The sequence below is a fragment of the Streptomyces hainanensis genome (assembly GCF_004348415.1).
GTDB classification, from domain to species: Bacteria; Actinomycetota; Actinomycetes; order Streptomycetales; family Streptomycetaceae; genus Streptomyces; species Streptomyces hainanensis.
This window is the reverse complement of sequence record NZ_SMKI01000008.1, coordinates 1-24,761: the sequence shown is the minus strand read 5'-3', so window position 1 is coordinate 24,761 and position 24,761 is coordinate 1. Positions and strand designations below refer to the sequence as shown.

The window sequence follows — 24,761 nt, the reverse complement described above, 5'->3', positions numbered from 1 at the left end:
GCGTGTCGTCAACCGGCGGCCGCCCTGGCGTAGCGGCGGGCCAGGAGCGCGAAGGCGTCCCTGAGCTCGGCAGGGCCGACGACCTCGACGTCTGCGTCGAACTTGCCGATGGTGGCCGCGAGTCCCGGCCAGGACCACGCGCCGAGCACCAGCCGGCAGCGGTCGGGACCGAGCGCCTCGACCACCCCGTCGCCGGCGTAGGGGGAGACGGCCGTGGCCGGCAGGTCGAGGATCACCTCGCCGCGGCAGGGCCAGCCGCCGGCCTGGTCCCCGCCCCGGAACCTGGCGGCCACGAAGGCGGCCACGTCGCCGCCCGGCAGTTCGCGCGGGGTGAACCGGGGCCCGGTGGGGGTGCGCGGGGTGATCCGGTCCGCGCGGAAGGTGCGCCAGTCCTCGCGGTCCAGGTCCCAGGCGACGAGGTACCAGCGGCCGCCCCAGGTGACGACGTGGTGCGGCTCGACCCTGCGGGGCGGCGGCGGCGCGCCGTCCTCGACCGGATCGGCGGGCCGGTGGTCGAAGCGCAGCACCTCGCGGGCGTGTACGGCGGCGCTGAGTGCCGTCAGCACGCCCCCGTCGACCCGGGGCCGGGACGCGGGCCCGTCGACGGCCGTGAAGCGGAGGGTGTCGACGCGGTGGCGCAGCCGGGCCGGCAGCACCTGTCGGACGGTGGTCAGCGCGCGGGCCGCCGCCTCGGCGAGGTCGGCGCCGCTGACGGTGGCCGCCTGGAGTGCCACGGCCAGCGCCACGGCCTGCTCGTCGTCGAAGAGCAGCGGCGGCAGGTCCGCGCCGGCGCCCAGCCGGTAACCGCCGTCCGGGCCCCGGCTGGCGGCGATGGGATAGCCCAGCTCGCGCAGCCGGTCCACGTCGCGCCGCACCGTGCGCTCACTGATCCCGAGCCGCTCGGCCAGCAGGCCGCCCGGCCAGTCCCGGCGGGCCTGGAGGAGCGAGAGCAGCGAGAGGAGGCGTGCTGAGGTCTTCGGCATGGCGCCCATACTCCCGCGAGAAGCGGTCACTTCCTGTCCGCTATTCCTGCGATCGTGGCCCGTGCCAGTCGAACCGCACCACCGAAAGGCCCTCGATGACCGTGCTGGACGCCCGGGCGTTGAACCGCGCGACGCTCGCCAGGCAGCTGCTGCTCGACCGCGCGAAGCTGCCGCCGCTCGACGCCGTGGCGCACCTCGGTGGCCTCCAGGCCCAGGAGCCGCAGGAGCCCTTCGTCGGGCTCTGGTCGCGGCTGCGCGATTTCCGCCCCACAGCGCTCGACGAGTTGTTGAGCGCGCGGCGGGTGGTGCGCACCCGTCTCATGCGCTGCACCGTGCACCTGCTCACCGCCGACGACGTGGTGGCCTGGTGGGCCAGGCACGAGCCCATGCTGCGGAAGCGCGCGGCCGCGGCCTACCGCCGCGAACTCGACGGCGTGGACCTCGACGAACTCGCCGCGGCCGGCCGGGCGGTGCTGGCCGACGGCGAGCCGCGCTCGCTGCGCGAGCTCGCCGCGGCCGTCGCCGACCGCTGGCCGGCCCCCGCGCCACGGGCCCTCGGCGAGGTGCTGGTCGTCGCGCTCGTCCCGGTGGCGCAGCTGCCGCCGCGCGGGCTGTGGCGCACCGGCGCGGCCGCGCGCTACCTGCCGCTCGCCGCCTGGCTCGGCCGCGAGAACGACCCGCCGGCACCGGCCGGCACCGACCCGGTCGGCCGGGCGCTGGTCCGGCGCTATCTGGCCGCGTACGGCCCGGCGACCACCGCGGACCTGCGGGCCTGGTGCGGCCTGGCCGGCATGCCGGCCGCCGTGGCGGCGATCCGCGACGAGCTGCTGTCCTTCCGCGACGAGCACGGCCGCGAACTGCTCGACCTACCGGACGCGCCACGTCCCGATCCCGGGACGCCCGCGCCGGTGCGGTTCCTGCCGGCGTTCGACAACGCGATCCTCGGCTACCAGGACCGCGGGCGGATCATCGACGACGCCCACCGCGGCCTGTCGGTCGCCGGCGCGCGCGTCGTGCTGGTCGACGGCCGGGTCGCCGCGACCTGGACGGTCGCCGCCGGCACCGTGACCGTCGCCCCGCTGCGCCGGCTCGCCCCCACCGACCGCGCCGCCGTCGCCGAGGAGGGCCGGCGGATGGCCGCGTTCCTCTCCGACGGCGAGAGCGACCGGGCGACGGTCATGGATTCTCCGCACTGAGCAGGTCGGGCGCGGTCCGTTTCGGTGTCGGGGCGCTTCAGTCCGGCGGAGCCCCGGCGGGGCGCGGGGAACTGGGCGACCAGCCACGACGGCGCCGCGGACGAGGAACGGCCCGTGGCGGCTCTTCCAGCGGAGCGTTCAGGCGGATCTCGGGGAGATCCGGTGAGAAGCCGAAGGGCGGTGCCCCGGCGCACACCCGGCGCCGCGACACCGCCCCGCATCGGGCGACCGGATGACGGTCAGCCGCCGCGGATGCCGCTCTCGAGGGAGGTGTCGGTCTCCTCCATGGCGTCCGCGGCGGTGTTGAGGAAGCCGCCCAGGCCGTCGAGGCCCTCCAGCATCTGCCGGGCACCGGTGGTGAACTCGGTGAAGGACTCGCCGAACGCACGGCCGGAACGCGCCGAGTAACCGTCCTCGATCAGACCCTCGATGTAGCCGCGCAGCTCGTCGAGCTTGGCGTCCATGGTCTGGTACTCGGACTTGAGCCGGTTGGCGGCTTCCCGCATCTGGTCATAAGTGATATTCAGGTCGGCCACGAAGACCCCCTCCTCGTTCTGCGGAGGCCCGTCCCCCCGCGGGATTGCTCTGTCTGACGCGGTGCACCGACTTCCCGGCACAACCACGCACCTGGCAGCCTATGCCCGGGAAGCACGAGCCGACACCCCCGTCAAGGGTCGTCCCCCGCGCCATCGTCACCAGCCTGGACGCGAGGCGGGCCGCGGCGGTTGCAGTCGTGCACGCCCGAATCCCGCCGTGCCGGGGGATGCAATTATGGGCATGTCCATCACGGACAAGCAGGCAACGTAGGGCAGGAACGGGGAGGAGCGCCGTGCGTCTGACGCTGACAGTCGTCGACCCGGTGGGGGGACACGCCGCCGACACGGTGGTCGACGCGGCCGCCGAGACTCAGCTGGCCGATCTGGCCCCGGAGTTCGCGCAGGTCGTGGGCTCCGGCGGCTATGGCGGCGAGCCCGTACATCTCTTCGCCAACGGCGAGTATCTGGATCCCTCGCTCACCCTCGCCCAGTCGTCGCTGCGCGAGGGCAGCGTCGTCAGCCTCCACAACCCCACCGGCAGTTGGCCGGGCGAGCCGGCCGGCGCCGTCGAACTGCGGGTCGTCGGCGGCCCGGCGGCCGGCGCCGTGCACCGCGTCGGGGTCGGCAAGGTCGAGGTCGGCAGCGGCCAGAACGTGCACGTCCGCGTCCAGGACCCGACCCTGCCGGAACGCGCCTTCACGCTGCGCGTCGCCGCCGACGCCACCGCCAAGGTCACCGTCTACACCGAGACGCAGCCGCTGATCGACGGCGAGCCGTTCACGCACGACGAGGGCGACCGGGCCGACTGGAAGTTCGGCAAGCAGATCGCCATCGGCGACTCGCTGTTCGAACTCACCCCGTACGGCCCGCCGAACGCGGCCCTCAAGGTCTCGGAGGACGGCGCGGGCCTCGACTACAACCGGCCACCCCGGCTGCTGCCGCCCGAGCGGGAGACCAAGTTCACCCTGCCGAGGCCCCCCGGGGAGCGCGAACGCCGGCCGATGCCCTGGCTGATGGCCCTGCTGCCGATCGTCGGCGCCGTCGCCATGGCGTCCTTCACCGGGCGCTGGTACTTCCTGGCGCTGGCGTTCCTCAGCCCCGTGATGCTGCTGGGCAACTACTTCATGGACAAGAAGCGGGGCCGCGTCACCCACGCCCAGAAGGTCGCCGAGTACGGGGCGCGCAAGGCCAGGGTCGAGGCCGACGCCAGGACCGCGCTGATCGCCGAGCGGTTCGCCCGCCGGCACGCCGCGCCCGACCCGGCCACCGTGCTCGCCCAGGCCACCGGCCCGCGCACCCGGCTGTGGGAGCGCCGCCGCACCGACAACGACCATCTGCTGCTCCGCATCGGCACCGCCCAGCTCGACTCGGAGGTCATGCTCAACGACCCCGAACAGGACGAGCACAAGCGGCAGGTCCTGTGGAAGATCGCCGACGCCCCCATCACGCTGCCGCTGCGCACCCTCGGCGTCGTCGGCTTCGCCGGCCAGGGCGACACGGCGCGCGCCCTCGCCCGCTGGGCGGTCGGCCAGATCGCCGTGCTGCACAGCCACGTCGACGTCCAACTGTTCGTCCTCACCGACGGTTCGGGACAGCACAGCTGGAACTGGGTGCGCTGGCTGCCGCACGCCCGCCCGCTGCCCGAGCAGAACACCAACGTGCTGGTCGGCACCGACGCCGAGACCATCGGCGCCCGCATCGCCGAGCTGACCGCCCTGCTCGACGCCCGCCAGAAGGCCCGCAAGGAGGCCCGCAGCAAGGGCCAGACCACCTTCAAGGACCCCGACATCGTCGTGGTCTTCGACGGCTCCCGGCGGATGCGTTCGCTGCCCGGCGTCATCCGGCTGCTCACCGAGGGCCGCGACGCGTCCATGTTCGCGATCTGCCTGGACGACGAGGAGCGCTTCCTGCCCGGCGAGTGCCAGGCCGTCGTCGTCGCCGAGCCCAACCCGGACCGGGTCGCCGACAGCGGCCCGCGCCAGGCCGGCTACGCCACCGGCTTCCACACCTTCCTCGCCACCCCGGGCGGCGCCCCCGCCGCCGGCCCGCCGACGCCCGGCATGGGCCAGCCCGCCAGCTCCACCCTCACCCAGGTCGCCGACCGGCTGCGCGTCGAACAGGCCGGCGCCTGGCGGATCAGGGGCGTGCGCCCCGACTGGGTGCTGCCGGAGTGGTGCGAGCTGCTGTCCCGCTCGCTCGCCCCCATCCGCGACATCAGCGGCGAGTCGGAGGACGCGGCGCTGCCCTCGTCCAGCCGGCTGCTCGACGTCATCGAGATGGAGCCGCCCTCCTCGGGCGCCATCGCCGCCCGTTGGCGGCTCGGCGGCCAGTCGACCGAGGCCGTCATCGGCGAGTCCTACGACGGCGCCTTCGCCATCGACCTGCGCCGCGACGGCCCGCACGGCCTGATCGCCGGCACCACGGGCTCCGGCAAGTCCGAGCTGCTCCAGACGATCGTCGCCTCACTCGCCGTGGCCAACACGCCCGAGAACATGACGTTCGTGCTGGTCGACTACAAGGGCGGCTCCGCGTTCAAGGACTGTGTGCAACTGCCGCACACCGTCGGCATGGTCACCGACCTCGACAACTACCTGGTGGAGCGCGCCCTGGCGTCGCTCGGCGCCGAGCTGACCCGCCGCGAGCACATCCTCGCCGGCGTCGGCGCCAAGGACATCGAGGACTACCAGGACCTGCTGCGCCGCAACCCCGGCAGCCTGCCCCCGCTGCCCCGACTCCTCATCGTCATCGACGAGTTCGCCTCGATGGTCCGCGAACTGCCGGACTTCGTGAAGGGCCTGGTCAACATCGCTCAGCGAGGCCGCTCGCTCGGCATCCACCTGCTGCTCGCCACCCAGCGGCCCAGCGGCGTCGTCTCCCCGGAGATCCGCGCCAACACCAACCTGCGGATCGCGCTGCGGGTCACCGACGGCAGCGAGTCCACGGACGTCATCGACGCGCCCGACGCCGGCTTCATCGCCAAGTCCACGCCGGGCCGCGCCTACGTCCGACTCGGCCACGCCTCCCTCGTGCCGTTCCAGTCGGGACGCGTCGGCGGCCGCCGCCCCGGCGCCGTCGACACCACGATCTCCCGGCCCTGGTTCGGCCGCCTCGACTGGCACGACCTGGGCCGCGCCCAACTGCGGCGCCCGGCCGGCCAGAAGTCCGAGGAGGAGGAGATCACCGACCTCAAGGTGCTGGTCGACGCCGTCATCGAGGCCGACCAACAGCTCGGCTACCCCAAGCAGCACAGCCCGTGGCTGCCCGCGCTGCCCGAGAAGACGCTGCTCGCCGAGCTCGAACACCCGGTTCCGGTCGGCGCGTTGCGGGCCGCCCCGTTCGGCGTCGAGGACCTGCCCGAGCAGCAGGCCAGGCGGTCGCTGGCCATCGACTTCAAGACCTTCAGCCACATGCTGGTCGGCGGCCAGCCGCGCAGCGGCCGCTCCCAGCTGCTCCGCACCATCGCCGGCTCCCTCGCCTGGGTGCACTCCGCCGCCGACGTGCACATCTACGGCATCGACTGCGGCAACGGCGCGCTCAACGCCCTGACCAAGCTGCCCAACTGCGGCGCCGTGGTCAGCCGCACCCAGATCGAGCGGGTCCGCCGGCTGCTGCGCCGGCTGCGCCAGGAGCTCGACCGGCGCCAGGAGCTGCTGGCCAGGGACGCCCTCGCCGACATCAGCGAACAGCGCTCGGTGGCGGCCCAGGAGAACCGGCTGCCGCACATCGTGGTGCTCCTCGACCGCTGGGAGGGCTGGGGCAACACGCTGGGCGAGATCGACCACGGCGCCCTGACCGACGAGCTGTACACCCTGATGCGGGAGGGCGCGAGCGTCGGTATCCACCTGATCATCGCCGGCGACCGCTCCGTGCTCTCCGGCCGGATCGCCACCCTCACCGAGGACCGGTACGCGCTGCGGCTCCCGGACCGCGGCGACTACAGCAACGTCGGCCTCAGCGCCCGCAAGGTGCCGGAGAACATCCCGGACGGCCGGATGATCCGCAACCAGGTCGCCACCCAGATCCAGGTCGCGGTACTCGCCGACGAACTGTCGGGGCAGGCCCAGGCCGCCGCCCTGGAGGCCATCGGCGCCTGGGCCAACGAGCGGGACGCGGCCGTGCCGCGGGCGAAGCGGCCGCTGCGGGTCGACGTGCTGCCCAGCCGGCTCACCTTCGAGGACGCCTGGGAGATGCGCGACCCGGAGGCCTCCGAGTCCCGCCTCTGGGGCCTGGTCGGCGTCGGCGGCGACGAGCTGATGGGCTACGGCCCCGACCTCGGGCAGGGCACCCCGGCGTTCGTCGTCGGCGGCCCGGCCAAGTCCGGCCGCTCCACGGTGCTGACGATGCTCGCCAAGTCCTACCTGAAGCGCGGCATCCGACTGGTCATCGCCGCCCCCCGGCCCTCGCCGCTGCGCGAACTGGCCGGCCAGGAGGGCGTGGTGCAGGTGTTCACCGGCGACAACCTCACCAACAAGGAGGTGCGCGAGGCGATGGGCACCTCCTCGCTGGCGGACCCCATCGTCTTCGTGATGGACGACGGCGAGGACCTGCGCCGCTGCGACGCCGGCGACGAGCTCAAGACCATCCTCAACCAGGGCTCCGAGCTGGGCCGTTACCTGATCCTCGGCGGCGACGAGGCCGACCTGGGCAGCGGCTTCTCCGGCTGGCAGGTGGACGTCAAGAAGGCCAGGCGCGGCGTGCTGCTCTCGCCGAGCAGCCACCGGGTCGGCGAGCTGATCGGCACCAAGCTGCCGCGCAGCGCGGCCGTCGAGCAGCCCACGCCGGGCAAGGGCATCCTGCACCTCGGCGACGGCACCCCGTTCACCGTGACGACGCCCGCGCCGTGATCCCGGAGGCGTCCCCGGCGGCCCCCCGGCCGCCGGGAACGCCCCCCGGTAGGGGGCAGGGTCAGCGGACCCGCCGGAAGAACGCCCGGACGTCGGCGACCAGCAGGTCGGGCGCCTCCATCGCGGCGAAGTGGCCGCCCCGGTCGAACTCCGACCAGTGGACGACGTGGTGCTCGCGTTCGGCGACACGGCGGACAGCGGCGTCGCCGGGGAACACCGCCACCCCGGTGGGCACCTCCGACCGCTCGACGGGCCGGCCCCAGTCGGCCGAGCCCTCCCGGTAGAGGCGGGCGGACGAGGCCGCGGTGCCGGTGAGCCAGTACACGGTGACGTCGGTGAGCAACTGGTCGCGATCCACGGCCTCCTCGGGAAGCTCGTGGGCGGGGTCGGTCCACTCCTTGAACTTCTCCACGATCCAGGCCAGTTGGCCGGCGGGGGAGTCGTGCAGGCCGAAGGCCAGCGTCTGCGGGCGGGTGGACTGGATCATGGCGTAGCCGGCGCGGTCCTGGTTCGTGTACTCGGCGAGCCGGGACAACTCCGCCGCGGTGAGCCCCTCCGACTCGTCGGGGGCGAAGGTCGGGAAGCCCAGCGCGCCGTTGACGTGGACGCCGACGACGTGCTCGGGCGCGACGCGGCCGAGTTCGGGGGAGACCACCGCGCCGGTGTCGCCGCCCTGGGCGCCGTACCGGTCGTAGCCGAGGCGGCGCATCAGCTCGGCCCAGGCGCGGGCCACCCGGCTCGGGCTCCAACCGGTCTCGCGGGTGGGCCCCGAGAACCCGAAACCGGGCAGCGAGGGCGCCACCACATGGAAGGCGTCGGCCGGGTCGCCGCCGTGCGCACGGGGATCGGTGAGCGGGCCGACGACCTTCGTGAACTCGACGACCGAGCCCGGCCAGCCGTGCGTCAGGATCAGCGGAAGCGCGTCCGGCTCGGGGGAGCGGACGTGCAGGAAGTGGATGTTCTGCCCGTCGATCCCGGTGGTGAACTGCGGGTACGCGTTGAGCGCCGCCTCCTGCTTCCGCCAGTCGAACGCGGTCCGCCAGTACTCGGCCAACTCCCTCGCGTACGAGGTGGGGACGCCGTACGACCAGCCGGTGCCGGGCAGCTCGTCAGGCCAGCGGGTGCGGGCCAGGCGGTCGCGGAGGTCGTCGAGGTCGGCCTGCGGAACGTCGATGCGGAACGGGTTGATGCTCGTGCTCGTCATGCCCGGAACGCTAGGAGCCGGCTAGGACGGATTCGGTCCTAGGGGGACGGCAGGATGGAGCGCATGCTGGAGACCTCGGCTCGACTTCTCAGACTGCTCTCCCTCCTCCAGGCCCACCGGGACTGGTCGGGCCCGGAGCTGGCGGCGCGGCTCGACGTCACGACGCGCACCGTACGGCGGGACGTGGACCGACTGCGGGAACTGGGCTATCCCGTGCACGCCACGGCCGGCACCCCCGGCTACCGGCTGGGCGCCGGGTCCGACCTGCCCCCGCTGCTGCTCGACGACGACGAGGCGGTCGCCGTCGCGGTCGGGCTGCGGACGGCCGCCGGCGGCTCGGTCGCCGGGATCGAGGAGGCGTCCGTACAGGCGCTCGCCAAGCTCGAGCAGGTGCTGCCCCCACGCCTGCGGCGCCGCGTCCACGCGCTGCGGTCGATGACCGTGCCCATGGCCGGAGGGGCGGCACCGGTGGACGCCGAGGTACTGACCACCATCGCCGCGGCCTGCCGGGACCACGAGGTGCTGCGGTTCGACTACCGCTCGCACCAGGGGGAGGAGAGCCGCCGCGCGACCGAGCCCCACCGCCTCGTGCACTCCGGGCGCCGGTGGTACCTCGTGGGCTGGGACGTCGACCGGGCGGACTGGCGGACCTACCGGGTCGACCGGCTGCGGCCGAGGACGCCGAACGGGCCGCGTTTCGCCCCCCGGGACCCGCCGGCCGAGGACCTCGCGGCCTACACCTCCCGCGCCGTCTCCAGCGCTCCGTACCGCTACCGGGCGCGCCTCACCCTGCACGCCCCGGCGCAGACCGTGGCCCGGCGCATCGCGCCGACGGTGGGGACGGTGGAGCCGCTCGACGCGGAGACCTGCGTCCTCAGGTGCGGCGCGAACAGCCTCGACGAGATCGTCGTGTGGGTCGCCCTGGCGGACGTCGGGTTCGAGGCGCACGAGCCGCCGGAACTGGTCGAGCGGATCGGCGTGCTGGCCGACCGCCTCCGGGCGGCGTCGGGGACCGGGAGCCGGTGACGGCCGCCCCCGCGCGGGCCGACCGCGGCGGGCCGACCGCGGCGGGCCGACTAGCGCGCCAGCTCGCGTAACGCGTTTCTGGCGAGCGTCAGTTCCTCCAGCCGGGTCTCGATCTGACGTAACTGCGCCGCCAGCAGGTCCGCCACCGCGCCGTTGGGCGGCTGGCCGCTGTCCCGGATGGTGAGCACGTCGCGGATCTCGGCCAGGCTGAGCCCGGCCGCCTGGGCCCCCCGGATGAAGACCAGCCGGTCGGCGCTCTCGGGCGGGTAGTCCCGGTACCCCGAGGGCGTACGCGGGGGCTCGGGAAGCAACCCGGCCCGCTCGTAGAACCGGATGGTCTTGGCGGTCACCCCTGCGGCGTGTGCCAGCGTGCCAATACGCATGTCTCCAAGGATATGGACGTGGCAAGAGCCGGGATTCGGCCACGGGGCGCCCCGCCGCAGGTCAGCCGAGCTCCGCGGTGGCCAGGAACTGAGTGGCCGCCAGCTCCGCGTAGAGCGGGCTGCCGGCGACCAGTTCGCCGTGGGTGCCGACCGCCAGGACCCGGCCGGCGTCCATCACCACGATCCGGTCGGCCGAGGTCACCGTGGACAGCCGGTGGGCCACCACCAGCACCGTGGTCTCCCTGGCCACCTCCGCCACCGTGTCGCGCAGCGCCGCCTCGTTCACCGCGTCCAACTGGGAGGTGGCCTCGTCGAGCAGCAACAACCGGGGCCGGCGCAGCAGGGCCCTGGCTATCGCCACCCGCTGCCGCTCGCCGCCGGACAACTTGGTGCCGCGGTGCCCCACCACCGTGTCGAGGCCGTCCGGCAGGCGGGACACCAGGCCGTCGAGCCGGGTGGTGCGCACGGCCTCCCGCAGCGCCTCCTCCTCGGTGTCGGGGGCGCCGAACAGCAGGTTCTCCCGGAGCGTGCCGGAGAGCACCGGCGCGTCCTGCTCGACGTAGCCGATGGCGCCCCTGAGCTCCGTGAGGTCCCAGGCCGCCACGTCGACGCCGTCCACCGACACCCGGCCCTCGGTGGGGTCGTAGAACCGCTCGATGAGCGAGAAGACGGTGGTCTTGCCGGCTCCCGACGGGCCGACGAAGGCGGTCATGCCGCGTGAGGGAATGGTGAAGGTGACGCCGTGGTGGATCTCAGGCAACCCCTCCGCGTAGCGGAAGCGCACATTCTCGAAGGCGACCGAGGCGGGCGCCAGGGCCGCGCCGGGTGCCGGCGCCGGCACCGCGCCGCCGTCCGGCTCGGCGGGCAGCGCCGCCACCTCCTGGATCCGGCTGATCGCCGCCGCGCCCACCTGGTACTGGGTGACCGCCTGCACGACCTCCTGGATCGGGGCCATCAGATAGAAGACGTACAGCAGGAAGGCCACCAGCGTGCCGACGGAGATGCTGTCCGTGGCCACCCGGGCACCGCCCACCGCGAGCACCGTGATGAAGGCGATCTGCATCGAGAGACCCGCCGTGTTGCCGGCCAGCGCCGACCACTTGGCGGCCCGGACGCTCTCCCGCCAGGACGCCTCGGCCGCCCGGCGCACCGCCTCCTCCTCGCGCCGCTCGGCACCCGACGCCTTCACCGTGCGCAGCGCGCCGAGCACCCTTTCGAGGGCCGCGCCCATCTGCCCCACCGACTCCTGGGCCCGCTTGCTCGCCCGGTTGATCAGCGGGACGATGAGGCCGATCACGACGGCCGCCAGCGCGATCACCGTCAGCGTCACGCCGAGCAGCACCAGGTCGACGAAGCACATCATCACCAGCGTGGCGACGAGCGTGAGGCCGCCGGTGCCGAAGCCGACCAGCGAGTTGGTGGTCATGGCGCGCAACAGCGTGGTGTCCGAGGTGGCGCGGGAGAGCAGGTCGCCGGGCTCCGTGCCGTCCACCGCGGAGATCCGCAGCCGGATGAGGAGGCCGATGAGCGAGCGCCTGGCGGTCAGCACCACCGACTCCGCGGTGCGCTGGAGCACGTAGGAACCCAGGGCCCCCACTCCCGCGTTGGCGATCACCAGGAAACTCATCAACACCAGGGCGGCCCCGATCGGGCCGTCGTCCGACAGGTTCTCGATCAGGCTCCTGGCCACCAGCGGCAGGGCGAGCCCGGTGCCGCTGGTGACCAGCGACAGCAGGGCGCCGGCCAGCAGCGCACCACGGTGCGGCCGCACATATCCGAGGAGCACCCGCCAGGCCGGCGGGTCCGTACGACGATCGGACGGTGCCTCGGACGGCGGGCGTGTCGGTGGGGCGGTCGGCGAGTCGGCGGACGGGGCGGGTGCGGAGTCCGTGCTGGTGGTGGCCACGCGAGAAGCCTTTCAGACCGGGGGCGCTCACCACCCCTCCTTTTTGTGAAGACGCGGCTTGCGCTCTGCGGGTTGTTTGCGCCGGCGCACGCCCCACTCGGCCAGCACACAACGGCCGCCGCCTTGCGTGCTGGGATGGCGACTGTTTGAATTTGGCCCCTGCTGCCCTGGCGTTGCGAACCGGCACCCCCGTGGCGCGCGTTGAACAGGTGGGTCGGCTGTGGCGAGCTCCCCGGCCGGGGTTGGTGTGCTCGGTCGACTCCCGGGTGGTTGCCTGGGCGCTGTGTGCATCCACGTCGCATTTTCTCGGGAGTTGAACCATGCAGATACCGGCGGCGGCGGTGGCGTGCCTCGTGGTGGCCTCGGTGGCGGCGGTGTTCCTCGCCGTCCTCTGGCCACCCCGACGTCGGATGGTCGTGGGCCTCCGGCGCAGGGCGGACACCGCGGACGCGGAGCTTGCCGTACTGCGGGGCCGGTTGTCCGAGGCCGAGCGGCGCGAGCAGATGATGTGGGCCGAGATCGGCCATCTGGCCAAGACCCGGATGCCCGCCCTGGCCCGTAACTCCCGACACCCCCACATCCGGGTGCCGGGGCCCCTGCAACCCGAGCTGGCGGGCGGCGCCGCGGGGGCGACCCTGGACACCGTCCTCGACCAGGCGACCAGGGCGATTCTCGACGAACGGGCCCGGATCGACGGCGCGGCACAGTCCGCGATGCGCGGTGCGACCACCAAACTGCAGACGATGTGTTACCAGATGCAGACCGCGGTGGACGAACTGCTGCACAAGTACGACGATCCCGACCTCGCCGAGAAGCTGGCCGCTCTGGACTACCTCAACGAGCAGATCCTGCGCCGCCTCCAGGCCACCCGCGTGGTCTGCGGCGCCGGCGCCGGCCTCGTGCGGACCAAGACGCTGCTGCCCGACCTCGTGCTCGGCGCCAGCTCCCGCATCCCGAGCTACGACCGGGTGCGGATCGACAACCACCTGCCGCGCGCCGTCGCCGTCGCCGACCGGGCCGCCGAGTCCGTCGCCGTCGTGGTGGCGGAACTGCTCGCCAACGCCGTGCACCACTCGCACGGTTCGCTGCCGGTCGAGGTCGGCCTGCACCAGGCACACAACGGCGCCGTCGTCGTGGTGAACGACGCGGGCATCGGGATGAACGCCGACGAGTTCGGCAAGGCACGGCGGCTGCTCACCGGCGAGGCCAAGGTCTTCCTCTCCGAGCTCGGCGACCCGCCGGCCACCGGCTTCGCGGCCATCGGCCAGCTCTGCAAGCAGTTCGGCTTCAAGGTCTCCGTCGAGCCCTCGCACTACGCGGGCATCAAGGCCGTGCTGTTCATCCCCGGCGACCTACTGCACGCCGTCTCGGGCGACGCGCCGCGCTCGCTGATCACCCCGAGCCCCGCGCCGACCGGCGCGGCGCCCCACCTGCCGACGGCCCCGGTGCCCTACGTGCCGGCGCCGCCGACCATGCGGACGGCGTCGTCCCAGTCCCCGGCCTCGATGGCCCCGTTGGGCTTCGCGCCCGCCTCGTTCGGCTCCCCGGTGGCGCCGTCGGCGCCGATGGCCCCCGTGCCGCCCGCCGAGGCGCCGCCGACCGCCTGGCCGGTGAGCCAGGCACCGGCGCCCGAGGCCGTCGACGACCCGCACGCGGCGGACCCGGCGGCGGAGGCGGAGGCGGGCGGCACGCTGTCCGGGCTGCCCCAGCGCCGGCACCGCCGCCCCGAGCGGTCGGGCCGGCACGCGGCGCAGAGCCCGCCGCCGCCCGACATGTACCACCGCGACCCCGAGGACGCCGCGTCCCGGATGGGCGCGCTGCAGCGTGGCACGGCGCGTGGGCGCGCGGAGATCGGCGAGGAGCCCGCCGCCACCCCCGCAGATGATGCGGATCAGTCAGAGAGGGATAGCCGATGAATGCCCGAGTGCCCGTCAGCAGGCCGAAGGTCGACCTGTCGTTCGTCCTGACACCCATCCTGGAGATCCCCAACGTCCAGCACGCGATGGTGGTCACGGCCGACGGCTTCTTCGAGGCCCACTCGGGCCTGGAGGCGGAGACGGCCGAGAAGCTGTCCGCCGTGCTCGCCTCCCTGCTCGCCTCCAGCCGCGGCACCAGCCACACCTACTTCGGCGGCCGCTCCCTGCTGCGCCTCGTGATGGTCGAGACGTACGAGGGCTACGTGTTCGTGATCCCGGCGGCCGAGAACACCTATCTCGCCGTGTTCACCGGCCCCAACGTGGCCATGGACAACGTGAGCTACGAGATGCAGAAGCAGGTCCAGACGTTGGGCAAGGCCATGGGCAGCCCGCCGCGCTCCGACCTCGGCGGCGGAGACGGCTTCCCGGCATGAACCGGCGGCTGATTCCGCCGTACGTGTGGACCGGCGGCCGTACCCGTCCCAGCCGGAACGTGCTCGACCGGCTGACCGTGCTGCGCGCGGCTACCGACCAGGTGCCCGCCAGCCTGTCCCCCGCCGGTCGGCGGGTGCTGGAGATACTGCTCGACGGAGCCCTGCCGTTGGCGGAGGTGGCCGCCCATCTCTCCCTGCCCGTCAGTTTCGTCAAGGTCGTGGTCAGCGACCTCTTCGACGAGGGCTGGCTGATCGTCAGAGCGCCCACCCCCGCGCAGGACGACCGCATGCCAGACCAGCAGCTCCTTGAAAGGGTGATCCGTGGACTCCGAGCGCTCCAGTAGTGGCATCTACCTGCGCAACCCTGACCAGCGCCTGGTGAAGGTCATCGTCAGCGGCCCGTTCGGCGTCGGCAAGACCACGATCATCAACACCCTCTCCGACATCCCGCCGTTGCGCACCGAGGAGGTCATGACCGCCACCGGCGCGGTGGTCGACCATCTGGAGGGGGTCCGCGACAAGACCACCACGACCGTCGGACTCGACTACGGCCGCATGTCGTTGAGCGACGACCTGGCCCTCTGCCTCTTCGGCACACCCGGCCAGAAGCGGTTCCACGCCCTGTGGGAGGACCTGACCCAGGGCGCCCTCGGGGCGCTGATACTGGCCGACACCCGGCGCATCGCCGACTCCTACGAGGTCATGGGGCTGATCGAGGAGCAGGAGATCCGCTACGCGGTGGCGCTGAACATCTTCCCCGACTCGCCCCAGTACCCTGAGGAGGAGCTGCGGCAGGCCCTCGACCTGGCCCCGGAGACCCCCCTCATCACCTGCGACGCGCGCGACCGGAGTTCCTCCCTGGCCGCGCTGCTGGGGCTCGCCGAGCATCTGCTGAACCTTCCCGTTCTGGAGCAGTCGTGACCCACCCAACACCGGGGCCCGCACCGCAAACGGCCGACGCCCGGGGCCCGGTCCCCCTCTACGGGCCGGACTTCGCCGAGAACCCGCGCGCGGTCTACACCCGGCTGCGCGAGTTCGGCGCGTGTGCCCCGGTGGAGCTGGCGCCCGGGGTGGTCGCCACCCTGGTCACCAGCTACCGCGCGGCCCTCGAGGTGCTGCACGACACCGAGACGTACTCGAAGGACCCGCGGGTGTGGCAGCACACCGTCCCGCAGGACAGCCAGATCATGCCGATGATGGCCTGGCGGCCCAACCTGCTCTTCAACGACGGGGACGTGCACGCCCGTTACCGGCAGGCGGTCACCGACAGCCTCGACCTGATCGAGCCGCACGACCTGCGCGAGATGGTGCACAGGTCGGCCGACCGGCTGATCCGGAACTTCGCGCAGCGCGGCGAGGCGGAGCTGATCGGCGAGTACGCCCGGGTGCTGCCGCTGCTGATCTTCAACGAGCTGTTCGGCCTGCCGGACTCCTACAGCGCCCGGCTGGTCTCGGCGATGACCAGCCTGATGGACTCCAGCGCGCCCGAGGCGGCCATCACGGCCATAAACGACCTCAACGCCTACATGGGCAACCTGACGACGCTCAAGCGGGAGCAGCCTCGCGAGGACCTCACGTCCTGGCTGCTCCAGCACCCGGCCGAGCTGACCGAGGAGGAGCTGGTCTGGCAGCTGCTGATGGTGACCACGGCCGGCCACGAGCCGACCTCCAACCTCATCGGCAACGCGCTGGCCAGGATGCTCTCCGACTCGCGCTACTACCGCACGCTGTCCGCCGGTTCGCTCTCCTCGTCCGACGCCGTCGTCGACGTCCTGTGGAACGACCCGCCGATGGCCAACTACTCGACCCACTTCCCCCGTCGTGACGTCGACCTGCACGGCACCTGGATTCCGGCCGGCACCCCGGTCCTGGTCTCCTACGCCGCGGCCAACGCGGGAGCCGCCGCCGAACTGCCGCCCGGCTCGCGGGCGGACGCCGGCGCCCACCTGGCGTTCGCCGCCGGGCCGCACGGCTGCCCGGCCAAGCAGCCGGCCGTGATGATCGCGACCACCGCCATCGACCGACTGACCAGTTGGCTGGTCGACATCACGCTGTCGGTTCCCTATGAAGAGCTGTCGTGGCGGCCAGGACCCTTCCACCGGGGTCTGGTCGCCCTGCCCGCCCGCTTCACGCCGATCGCCCCGGATCAGAAGGGAACCAGCCCGTGGACCTCAAACCTCGAGTCATCGACCCCAGCGGAAGCGACATCCGAACCGAGTCCGCAGCCTTCCGCGACACCGGCCCCGCAGTCCCGATAACCCTCCCAGGGGGCGTCGAGGCCTGGCTCATAACCCGGCACGCCGTGGCCAAGCGGCTGTTCACCGACCCCCGGGTCTCCAAGGACGCCAGCCAGCACTGGCCGGACTTCCAGGCCGGCCGAATACCCGAGGGCTGGTCGCTCTACCTCTGGGTCGCGGCGAACAACATGTTCACCGCCTACGGCAAGGACCACACCCGGCTGCGCAGGCTGGTGGCGCCCGCCTTCACCCACCGCCGCACCGTGGCCATGACGGAGCGGGTCGAGAGCATCACGGCCGAGCTGCTCGACGGCCTGGCCGCCACGCCGGCCGGCCAACCGGCCGACCTCTTCGGCGGTTTCACCAACCCGCTGCCGATCCGGATGATCTGTGAGCTCTACGGCCTCGCGCAGGAGTCGCGGGCCGAGTTCCAGCACTCCGTCGACTTCCTGTTCCGCACCTCGGCCACCCCCGAGGAGATGGGCACGGCGTACCAGAGCCTCTACCGGATCCTCGGCGAGATGACGGCCGAGAAGCGCGAGAACCCGGGCGACGACCTGGCCAGCGCCCTGATCGGCACCCGCGACGAGGACGGCGACCGGCTCACCGAGGAAGAGCTCTTCGACACCCTGCTGCTCATCCTGACCGCCGGGCACGAGACCACCGTCCACCTGCTGGGCAACGCGGTGCACGCGCTGCTCACCCACCCCGAGCAGCTGGCCATGGTCCGCTCGGGCGAGGCGAGTTGGGACGCGGTGATCGACGAGACGCTCCGCTGGGCGCCCTCGGTGGCCAACCTGCCGCTGCGCTACGCGACCGAGCCGATCCAGATCGAGGACGGCCTCGTCATCGAGACCAACCAGCCCATCCTGATGGGCCTGTTCGCGGCCGGCACCGACCCCGAGCAGCACGGCCCGACCGCGGACCGCTTCGACATCACCCGGCCGGCCGGCGAGCACCTGGCCTTCGGCCACGGCGCGCACTACTGCCTGGGCGCCCCACTGGCGCGCCTGGAGGCCCGCACCGCGCTGCCGGCGCTCTTCGACCGCTTCCCGGCGATGCGGCTGGCGAAGACCGAGCTGCGGCAGGTCGACTCGCTGATCTCGTTGGGCAACGCGGAGATCCCGGTCTATCTGGCCTGACCGCCGATAAGGCGAAAAAACGTTTCTTCGGCCGTCACCGCTCCTTCTCGGGGGGAACGGTGACGGCCGAGCCGGGTTGTGCTCCGTGAGCACCACACGGCCGCATGGAAAGGCGCGGCCTCACCCCGCAGCGGAAGCGAAGAAGGTGAGCAGGCGGTCACGGATGAGCGCTGCGGACTGCTCGGGAGGCAGGTGGTTCACGTCCACCCGCAGCACGTCGAAACCGGCTTGGATCAACCGCTCAGTGGCCGGCCGGTAAAAGCGGACCTCGGCGTGACTGCTGCCGGGCGAGATCTGGAAGCGGTTATGCGGGCCGCGTTCGCTCAGCCGCTCCGCGATGACCTCGGGGGCAGCTTCCAGGATCACGGCCAGGTCGGGCCGGTCAGCCTCGGCGTTCACGCGCCAGAGGAAGGCCGGATCAACGCCGTCGAAGCGCTGCATTACCAGGCCGGACGGGATGTAGCGGTCACTCAGGACCATGCGGCCGACTTCGAGGTTCGGCCGGACCTCCGCCTGAAGGTGGTGGTAGCGGTCAGCTGCGTACAAGCAGGCCAGGGCGTGTCCGGTGGTCGACTCGGTCACCTCGCGGCATAGTGCGCCGATAGGGCCGTCGCTGGGCTCCGCGGTGGTGTGAACGTATTCGCCGGCGGCCACGAGCAGTTGCGCCAGGTGGTGCACGATCGTGGACTTCCCGGCGCCGCTCGGCCCGTCGACGCTGACGAACAAGCCGCGGTGGTGGTCAGAAGAGCGCCGGATGTTCATCCTCGCCCTCTCCTGGTCGCTGGCTGCGCAGTTCTTCCAAGTCGTGCGCCTTGGTGGCGAGCAGGACGAACAGCCGGGCGGCAACCAGCGCGTCGTAGGTCGCACGGTGGGGCGAGAGGTCGTCCGGCAGACCATCGGCGAGGCCGAACGCCTCGACCAATTCACCAAGCCGGTAACCGCGTTGACCAGGCACCAACCGGCGGGCGAGCTTGAGCGTGTCGAAGACCTCCGGCGGTTCCCAGCCGGTCATCTTCCGCTGGAGGACGTCCAGGTCGACGTGGGCGTTGTGCGCGATGAGCGCCGGGTGCGACAAGGCGTGAAGGACATCCACCTTGACTGTCTCGAAGGTCGGGCAGTCGGCAACGTCCTGGTTGGTCAGGCCGTGAATCCTGGTGGCGTAGAACTTGATAGGCGACTCCGGACGAACCAGCCAGCTCACCGGCTCCCCGATGACTCCGCCAACGATCGGTACGGCGGCCACCTCCACCAGGTCCGGCGGCTGCTGGCCGTTGCCCTCGACGTCCACGACCACGAAGCTCACGCTCGTCCAGTCAGTCATCTTGCCTCTCGTCCTTCCATCCGATGTCGGCGCGACCATGCCGACGTTCGCGGTGCGGGTGGCGCGCGTCGTGCACCTGGAAGCCGAGTGAGTGTTGCAGGTAGTAGCGCGGCTGCTCGATCTCCAGGCCAGACACCACGGCCGCCCGCTCGGTGATGTCCACGACCACAAGACCACGAGCCTCGGGCAAGGTGCTGGCGACCTCCCGCAACCGCTCGGGTGACGGGGGGCGATGGGCATTGGCGCAGAGCTCAAGCTGACTCAACGGGCAGATATCGCACAGCTCGTGCCCAATGCCGTAGTGGCCGTTGTAGTCCGGCAGACCATGCGCGTAGGCGACCGCGCACGAGGTCTTACGGAACAACGGGGTTGCGGCGTCGAACGTGGCGAGCACGCGCTGTTCCAGCGTCTCGGGCACGATCTTGCGGCGCGCGGTGTCGTCGTACGGCTCGGGCAAGCCGTTCGCCTTGTAGTAGTCCGCGATCTCGTTCCGGTAGAAGAGGCCAGTGAACACTGTCGCGTCGGCGTGAGCAGCCAGCCGGTACGCCGAATCGAGGTGTTCCGGTGAGTCGTTGAGACCAGGCACCAGCGGACGCCAGTACAGAACTGTCCGATACCGGCGATGCGCCGGCCTGCTCATGAGCTTGAGTGACTCGGCGGCCACATGCGACGGATAAGGCTCGATGTCCGAGTTCTCGATGCCGGAGTAGGTGAACAGCAGTGTCACTTTCAGGTACCGAAGCTGGTTCAGGCGCTCGATGTCTTCCGGCTTCATCTGGTGCCGCGTGATGATCAGGACGTGATTGGTCAGCCCGAGCTCGTCCAGGTCTTCCAGCACAGCGAGGGTGTGCGGCCGGACGACCGGCAGGAACGGGTCCGTGGCCCGGTTGAACACCTGTACCGGGGTCACGTGCGGCTGGAAGTACCGATGAGTCACGAGCTCTTCGACGGCCTGGGCATCGGACATGAGCGCTCGCGGTACCCGCTGGTCCCACAGGCCGTAGGTGTGCCGGATACAGTACGCGCAGTCCAGCGGGCAACCCTGGATGTGGTTCAGGCTGAGGCCGCTCTTGCGGTACTCCACGACTTCGCGGGCGCGCTCCGGTAGTTGATCGATCTGATCCCTGCTCAGCAGGGCAACATGGGTGACCACCTGGCTGACTCCCGAATCCCTTGAGGACGGACGCGGTTCGGCGTCCCTGACGGGAGAGTAGGAAGGAGTATCGGAGCTGAAAAGCAAATTGCTAGCTATTGCTTGCAAGCCCACGAAGGTGTGAAGGTGAAAGCAAGATCGAGCCAGCGCCAACGCAAGCCGGAACTACTGCCAGTTAGCCGTCCTCGGGCTGGTCAGGCGTCAGGTCATGGATGGCCCGGTTGATGATCGCCCGCGCAGCCCCGCGGTAGCTGGCGACGGCAGCCAATTTCTCGAACGTCGATGTGTACAGATGGATCTCGTGTGGCTGCCGAAGGTTCAGCTCGGCGGAGTAAGTCTCGACCCGCACGAGTTCGGAGTTGTACAGCATGAAGCCGTGACGAGGATCGACAACGTACTGTGTTTCGTACCCGATGACTCCAAGACGCACGTTCCGCAGTGAGGTCAGCGAAACCAGGCGGTCAAGTTGTCCAAGTAGGATGTCTACCGAACAAACCCTGTTGCGGAGCGTCCCCTCGGTGATGACGAAGTGAAACGCTTTGTCGGCGCGATACAACATCTCTTGCCGTAGCATCCTTTTTGCCACGGCATCACTAACGTCGTTGGGCACCCGATGTACTGTGACGGCCCTTGAGAACAACGCGCGCGCGTACTCGGCTGTCTGAAGTAACCCAGGCACTACGGCCGGCTCGAACGACCGATACAGCTTGGTCCTGGCGTCCTGCTCGGACAGCTCAAGCTGGTGGCCGACCATCCCGGCCTTGAGTACTCGTTGCCACTCAGCATGTTGGACCTCAAGCGTGTGCAGCGAGGCTAGGAGGGCTTCTGTCTCGGGCTCGGCGTTCGTTGCCCGCGTCCACGCCTTGATGTCGTCGTTGGTGGGCGTCTGCTTGCCGTTTTCAATCTTGCTGACCTTCGATGGCTGCCACGACAACGACTCCGCAAGCTCTTTGCCGTTGAGGTGCGCTTGACGGCGGAGCTCGCGGAGTCGTTGACCTAGGGCGCCTCTGGCTTCCTCGACCCCGCTCGAACCACTAGACCTTGGCCTCAAAATCGTCCCGTCGAATGGCGTGGTGCCGGGCTACATCGCGCCAATGGTTGTGCTGTACGATCTCGGCGGTATCCATAATGATCTCGCCGCCCTGAAACTTGTCGGCTTCATCGAAGTGCATCCGCACCAATTTGCGTGAGTCGAACAGCCAGTAGTCATGATGGGGTAGATCAAGCCGCTCGGCTACATCACGGGGAAGATAGCGAATGTCCTCGCCCGCATCGCAGGTGTGGTGAGCCGCCCATAGGCCGAAGCGGCTGTAGTCCGAGAGTGGCACGCTCACGACGCGCACTCGTGCGAAGCGCCGGCCCTCCGCGGTCGCCTGGCGAATCATGCTGAACCAGGTCTCGGCCCATGACAAGTCAACCGGCTCGCCAGCTCGGAACCGTCGGAATGACTCGACCTCACGCGGTGCGTTATAGCTCTCCCGCACCTCCAAGCGGAACGCCGTGTGCTCGAAGGTGCGGAACAGCTTGCTGAAGTCGTCCCCGATGAGCAAGCTCAGAGCTCTCCCTCCCGCTCCAGGTAGCGACGGGCGTACATTTTGAGGACTTCCTCCGGGATTTCGATCAGGGTCTCGTGGTCGGGCACCGGGCCGACGTCGGCGAGCACCTGGGGGTCGGTGACCTTCCATCCCTGCGCGATGTACGTTACGCGGTCGGTGCGGTCGGTGGCGAACAGGGTGGGGGACTCGCCCTCCATGGACTCGGGGTCCTTACCCAGGAAGTGAGCGCGCACGGCTTGATCCTTCCTTGCTCCAAGTCAAAGAAAGTTGCTCGTTCATCGTGACGCAGGCGGTCCTGGCCGTCAACAGCGCCTGGGTGCCGTCAGAGCGTGCCCCGGGATATAGCCCCCAGGAAGGCCGACCATTCGCCGGCGGGGAATCTCAGGCAGTCGTGCTCGACGTCCTTGGAGTCGCGGACCGCGACCTGTCGCGGCGGGAGGTTGGCGACCTCCACGCAGTTGTTTTGCGGCCCGCTGGCCGTAGCCCTTCGCCAGCGCAACTTTGGTTGGGCTTCGTTCACTTCCGGTGTCCTTCTTTCAGCTGTGTGATGCGTACCAGCGAGTCCTCCACCGACAGGGCAGCAGCGCTAATGCGCTGGGCTGCGGTGGTGAAGGGCGAGGTGGCGTCTCCTTCAAGGTAGATGTCGCCTCCAAGGTTCTCCACCAGCACGACGTCAGGAATGGAGCCGGGGAAGCTGACCAGCGAGAAGCCGCCCACGATGCCGGGATGGGGCGTGGAGTCCAGCGGCATGACCTGGACGGTGACGTTGGGCAACTCAGCGGCATCCAGGATGCGCTGTAGTTGTTCGCGCATGACAGTAGGTCGGATGGCGAACCGGTGGTGCAAGGCGGCTTCGTGGACGATCGCCCAGAACTGAAGCGGGCGGTCGGGACGCGACAGCACCGCTTGGCGGGCTTGGCGTACCTCGGCGAGCGCGGCGACCTCGTTGGGTGGCGTGGAACTGGCTGCGGCACCGATCGTCTCGCGCGCGTAAGCGGCGGTCTGCAGCAGGCCGGGAACGAGCAGCGGCGACCACTCGCAAATTCGCTCCGCCTCGTCTTCCAGCGAGATGTAGTCCGTGTATGCCCGCGAAACCACGGCGCGGTAGTTCTGCCACCAGCCCCGCCTGCGGGCATCGCGGGCCAGGTTCTCCAACGCGGTGACAGCGTCAGGATCGGTAACCCCGTAGACGCCGAGCAACGCCGTGACCTCGGCGGGGCGGACTTGCTGCCGGGCGTTTTCGATCTTCGACAGCTTGGGCGTTTGCCAGCCCACGGCGGTGGCCGCGCCCTCCAGCGTCATGCCGGCCTGGGTGCGCAAGGTCCGCAGAGTCGTGCCCAGGCGGAGGTGGCGGAAGGTCGGTTCGAAGGGTTGATGGGTCATGGCCGCAGTCTTACACCTCCTGCTGCAATTCGACTTGGTTGGGCTGGTCCTTCATTCGAATGAATGAGAAAGGTTGCGGCCTCATGGGAAAATGGGCATTCTTGGCTGCTGAGGTGGAGCGGCCAAAGCGCCGCAGGTAGGAGGCAGTTGTGCTTCACACGTTCCAGCAGCCGGTCATCGCGGCGCAGGGCTTCTACGTCAAGCCGCGGACGATAGGGTTCGCGGCCTACCTGTCGGCCTCAGCCGCCCACCTGCGTCTGGTGCGTCAGCTGACGGCGCTGACGCTGCGCGAGGCCGGCGTTGACGCGGGGATGTGCGACAACGTGCAGCTGGTCGCCTCCGAGTTGATCGGCAACTCGGTGCGGGCCTGCGGTGATCACGTGCCGCTGGTCGTGGAGGTCGACGCCGGGCCCGCCGGGGTCTGGGTGAAGGTTCACGACCCCGACGCGGACCGGCTGCCCGAGCGTTCGGCCATGCCACTGGACGACGACGTCGCCGAGTCGGGGCGCGGCCTTGGCCTGGTGGACTACCTCGCTCCCGGTTGGCAGGTGCGGGTAACGCCTCTGGGCAAGCAACTGGTGTGTTGGCTTCCGCTCAGGCCGCGGTGAGCACCTGCCGCTGGCGGCCGATCCCCTCGATCTCGATCTCCATCACGTCGCCCGGCGCGAGATAGGGGTAGCGGCCGGAGAGCGCGACGCCCTGCGGGGTGCCGGTGTTGACGATGTCGCCCGGTTCGAGCACCAGGTACTGGCTGAGGTGGTGCACCAGGGTGGCCACCGAGAAGATCATGTCGGCGGTCGACGAGTCCTGCCGGATCTCGCCGTTGACGAACGACCGCAGCCGCAGCGCCTGCGGGTCGGGCACCTCGTCGGCCGGCACCAGGTAGGGCCCGAGCGGGTTGAACGTCTCGCAGCACTTGCCCTTGGACCACTGGCCGCCCGAGTGCTCCGTCTGGAAGGCCCGTTCCGAGACGTCGTTGGAGACGGTGTAGCCGGCGACGTGGGCCAGCGCCTCCGCCGGCGAGTCGAGGTAGCGGGCCCGGCGGCCGATCACGACGGCCAACTCCACCTCCCAGTCGGTCTTCTCGGAGCCGCGGGGGATCAGCACCGCGTCGTGGGCGCCGACGACGGTGTTCGGGGTCTTGAAGAAGATCACCGGCTGCTCGGGCGGCGCGCTGCCCGACTCGGCGGCGTGCGCCGCGTAGTTCATGCCGACGCACAGCACGGCGCCGGGGCGGGCCAGCGGCGGGCCGAGTCGCAGGCCCTCGGACGCGATGACCGGCAACTCGCCGGCGGCCAGCGCCCGGCGGGTGGCGGCGATCCCGTCGGCGGCGAGGAACCGGCCGTCGATGTCGGGGGTGAGCGGGGTCAGGTCGTGCGCCTGGTCGGTGTCGTCGAGGACGGCGGGACGTTCGGCGCCGGGCTCGCCGAGGCGGACGAATCGCATGTCGCGGTGGCTCCATTGGTCGAGGACAACGGCTGCCCCATGCGTACCACCCGGTCGGCGTCGGCGTCACGGGTGCGAACGCCGGGTGCCCGTCC

General features: G+C 70.9%; 24 protein-coding genes. 10 read left to right on the top strand and 14 right to left on the bottom strand.

Annotation, left to right across the window (positions count from 1 at the left end; all coding sequences use genetic code 11):
* Window positions 1-8 precede the first annotated feature (8 nt).
* Entirely contained in the window at window positions 9-983 is a 975-nt protein-coding gene (locus E1283_RS01470) for a helix-turn-helix transcriptional regulator (protein WP_132815700.1), read from the bottom strand.
* Between the two features lie 95 nt (window positions 984-1,078).
* Between E1283_RS01470 and E1283_RS01465 the strand changes: the two genes are divergently transcribed.
* Window positions 1,079-2,179, top strand: a complete 1,101-nt coding sequence (locus E1283_RS01465; RefSeq protein ID WP_132815698.1) for a winged helix DNA-binding domain-containing protein — start codon at window positions 1,079-1,081, stop codon at window positions 2,177-2,179.
* A 239-nt stretch (window positions 2,180-2,418) separates the two neighbouring features.
* Here E1283_RS01465 and E1283_RS01460 read toward each other — a convergent pair whose 3' ends face one another.
* Window positions 2,419-2,715 carry a WXG100 family type VII secretion target gene (locus E1283_RS01460; RefSeq protein ID WP_243744528.1) on the bottom strand — a complete coding sequence of 99 codons (297 nt, stop codon included), beginning with the start codon at window positions 2,713-2,715 and terminating at the stop codon, window positions 2,419-2,421.
* A 293-nt stretch (window positions 2,716-3,008) separates the two neighbouring features.
* Here E1283_RS01460 and E1283_RS01455 point away from each other — a divergent pair, with 293 nt between their 5' ends.
* Entirely contained in the window at window positions 3,009-7,559 is a 4,551-nt protein-coding gene (locus E1283_RS01455) for an FtsK/SpoIIIE domain-containing protein (protein WP_132815696.1), read from the top strand.
* A gap of 61 nt (window positions 7,560-7,620) precedes the next feature.
* Here the strand turns inward: E1283_RS01455 and E1283_RS01450 are convergent, their stop codons facing one another.
* Entirely contained in the window at window positions 7,621-8,763 is a 1,143-nt protein-coding gene (locus E1283_RS01450; RefSeq protein WP_132815694.1) for an epoxide hydrolase family protein, read from the bottom strand.
* 63 nt (window positions 8,764-8,826) lie between these two features.
* On the opposite strand from E1283_RS01450, the gene E1283_RS01445 reads away from it, so the two are divergent.
* Complete coding sequence (locus E1283_RS01445) at window positions 8,827-9,789, top strand: helix-turn-helix transcriptional regulator (protein ID WP_132815692.1); 963 nt, start codon at window positions 8,827-8,829, stop codon at window positions 9,787-9,789.
* A 50-nt stretch (window positions 9,790-9,839) separates the two neighbouring features.
* Here the strand turns inward: E1283_RS01445 and E1283_RS01440 are convergent, their stop codons facing one another.
* Both E1283_RS01440 and E1283_RS01435 read right to left on the bottom strand, forming a co-directional pair.
* Entirely contained in the window at window positions 9,840-10,172 is a 333-nt protein-coding gene (locus tag E1283_RS01440) for a heavy metal-responsive transcriptional regulator (protein ID WP_132815690.1), read from the bottom strand.
* 61 nt (window positions 10,173-10,233) lie between these two features.
* On the bottom strand, window positions 10,234-11,958 hold the full coding sequence (locus E1283_RS01435; protein ID WP_243744532.1) for an ABC transporter ATP-binding protein: 1,725 nt from the start codon (window positions 11,956-11,958) through the stop codon (window positions 10,234-10,236).
* Between the two features lie 440 nt (window positions 11,959-12,398).
* On the opposite strand from E1283_RS01435, the gene E1283_RS01430 reads away from it, so the two are divergent.
* The 6 genes from E1283_RS01430 to E1283_RS01405 are packed head-to-tail and all read left to right on the top strand — an operon-like array spanning window position 12,399 to window position 17,807.
* A complete protein-coding gene (locus E1283_RS01430) occupies window positions 12,399-13,994 on the top strand; it encodes an ATP-binding protein (RefSeq protein WP_132815686.1) in 1,596 nt (531 codons plus the stop codon).
* The gene (locus E1283_RS01425) at window positions 13,991-14,428 is read left to right on the top strand and encodes a roadblock/LC7 domain-containing protein (protein ID WP_132815685.1); all 438 of its coding nucleotides are present in this window, start codon (window positions 13,991-13,993) and stop codon (window positions 14,426-14,428) included. Before E1283_RS01430 ends, E1283_RS01425 begins: the two co-directional genes overlap by 4 nt.
* On the top strand, window positions 14,425-14,772 hold the full coding sequence (locus E1283_RS01420; RefSeq protein WP_132815684.1) for a DUF742 domain-containing protein: 348 nt from the start codon (window positions 14,425-14,427) through the stop codon (window positions 14,770-14,772). Before E1283_RS01425 ends, E1283_RS01420 begins: the two co-directional genes overlap by 4 nt.
* Window positions 14,750-15,349, top strand: coding sequence for a GTP-binding protein (locus tag E1283_RS01415; RefSeq protein ID WP_243744527.1), 600 nt, complete (start codon window positions 14,750-14,752; stop codon window positions 15,347-15,349). Before E1283_RS01420 ends, E1283_RS01415 begins: the two co-directional genes overlap by 23 nt.
* Window positions 15,346-16,686, top strand: coding sequence for a cytochrome P450 family protein (locus tag E1283_RS01410; protein WP_132815682.1), 1,341 nt, complete (start codon window positions 15,346-15,348; stop codon window positions 16,684-16,686). Before E1283_RS01415 ends, E1283_RS01410 begins: the two co-directional genes overlap by 4 nt.
* A 44-nt stretch (window positions 16,687-16,730) precedes the next feature.
* Complete coding sequence (locus E1283_RS01405; protein ID WP_243744526.1) at window positions 16,731-17,807, top strand: cytochrome P450 family protein; 1,077 nt, start codon at window positions 16,731-16,733, stop codon at window positions 17,805-17,807.
* 120 nt (window positions 17,808-17,927) lie between these two features.
* Here the strand turns inward: E1283_RS01405 and tmk are convergent, their stop codons facing one another.
* From tmk to E1283_RS01365, 8 genes are all read right to left on the bottom strand, one after another.
* Complete coding sequence (tmk, locus tag E1283_RS01400) at window positions 17,928-18,569, bottom strand: dTMP kinase (protein ID WP_132815678.1); 642 nt, start codon at window positions 18,567-18,569, stop codon at window positions 17,928-17,930.
* Window positions 18,547-19,128 carry a 3'-5' exonuclease gene (locus E1283_RS01395; protein WP_132815676.1) on the bottom strand — a complete coding sequence of 194 codons (582 nt, stop codon included), beginning with the start codon at window positions 19,126-19,128 and terminating at the stop codon, window positions 18,547-18,549. The genes tmk and E1283_RS01395 overlap by 23 nt, the downstream gene beginning before the upstream one ends.
* On the bottom strand, window positions 19,121-20,281 hold the full coding sequence (locus E1283_RS01390) for a radical SAM protein (RefSeq protein WP_132815674.1): 1,161 nt from the start codon (window positions 20,279-20,281) through the stop codon (window positions 19,121-19,123). The genes E1283_RS01395 and E1283_RS01390 overlap by 8 nt, the downstream gene beginning before the upstream one ends.
* A gap of 175 nt (window positions 20,282-20,456) precedes the next feature.
* Window positions 20,457-21,332: a helix-turn-helix domain-containing protein gene (locus tag E1283_RS01385; protein WP_132815672.1), complete on the bottom strand. Its 876-nt coding sequence runs from the start codon at window positions 21,330-21,332 to the stop codon at window positions 20,457-20,459.
* Entirely contained in the window at window positions 21,316-21,831 is a 516-nt protein-coding gene (locus E1283_RS01380; RefSeq protein ID WP_132815670.1) for a DUF6879 family protein, read from the bottom strand. The genes E1283_RS01385 and E1283_RS01380 overlap by 17 nt, the downstream gene beginning before the upstream one ends.
* 2 nt (window positions 21,832-21,833) lie before the next feature.
* A complete protein-coding gene (locus tag E1283_RS01375) occupies window positions 21,834-22,070 on the bottom strand; it encodes a hypothetical protein (RefSeq protein WP_132815668.1) in 237 nt (78 codons plus the stop codon).
* 89 nt (window positions 22,071-22,159) lie between these two features.
* On the bottom strand, window positions 22,160-22,357 hold the full coding sequence (locus tag E1283_RS01370; protein WP_132815666.1) for a DUF397 domain-containing protein: 198 nt from the start codon (window positions 22,355-22,357) through the stop codon (window positions 22,160-22,162).
* Complete coding sequence (locus E1283_RS01365) at window positions 22,354-23,220, bottom strand: helix-turn-helix domain-containing protein (protein WP_132815664.1); 867 nt, start codon at window positions 23,218-23,220, stop codon at window positions 22,354-22,356. Before E1283_RS01365 ends, E1283_RS01370 begins: the two co-directional genes overlap by 4 nt.
* 149 nt (window positions 23,221-23,369) lie before the next feature.
* Here E1283_RS01365 and E1283_RS01360 point away from each other — a divergent pair, with 149 nt between their 5' ends.
* Window positions 23,370-23,828 carry an ATP-binding protein gene (locus E1283_RS01360; RefSeq protein ID WP_132815662.1) on the top strand — a complete coding sequence of 153 codons (459 nt, stop codon included), beginning with the start codon at window positions 23,370-23,372 and terminating at the stop codon, window positions 23,826-23,828.
* Here the strand turns inward: E1283_RS01360 and E1283_RS01355 are convergent.
* The gene (locus E1283_RS01355) at window positions 23,815-24,666 is read right to left on the bottom strand and encodes a fumarylacetoacetate hydrolase family protein (protein WP_132815661.1); all 852 of its coding nucleotides are present in this window, start codon (window positions 24,664-24,666) and stop codon (window positions 23,815-23,817) included. The genes E1283_RS01360 and E1283_RS01355 overlap by 14 nt on opposite strands.
* Between the last annotated feature and the right edge of the window lie 95 nt (window positions 24,667-24,761).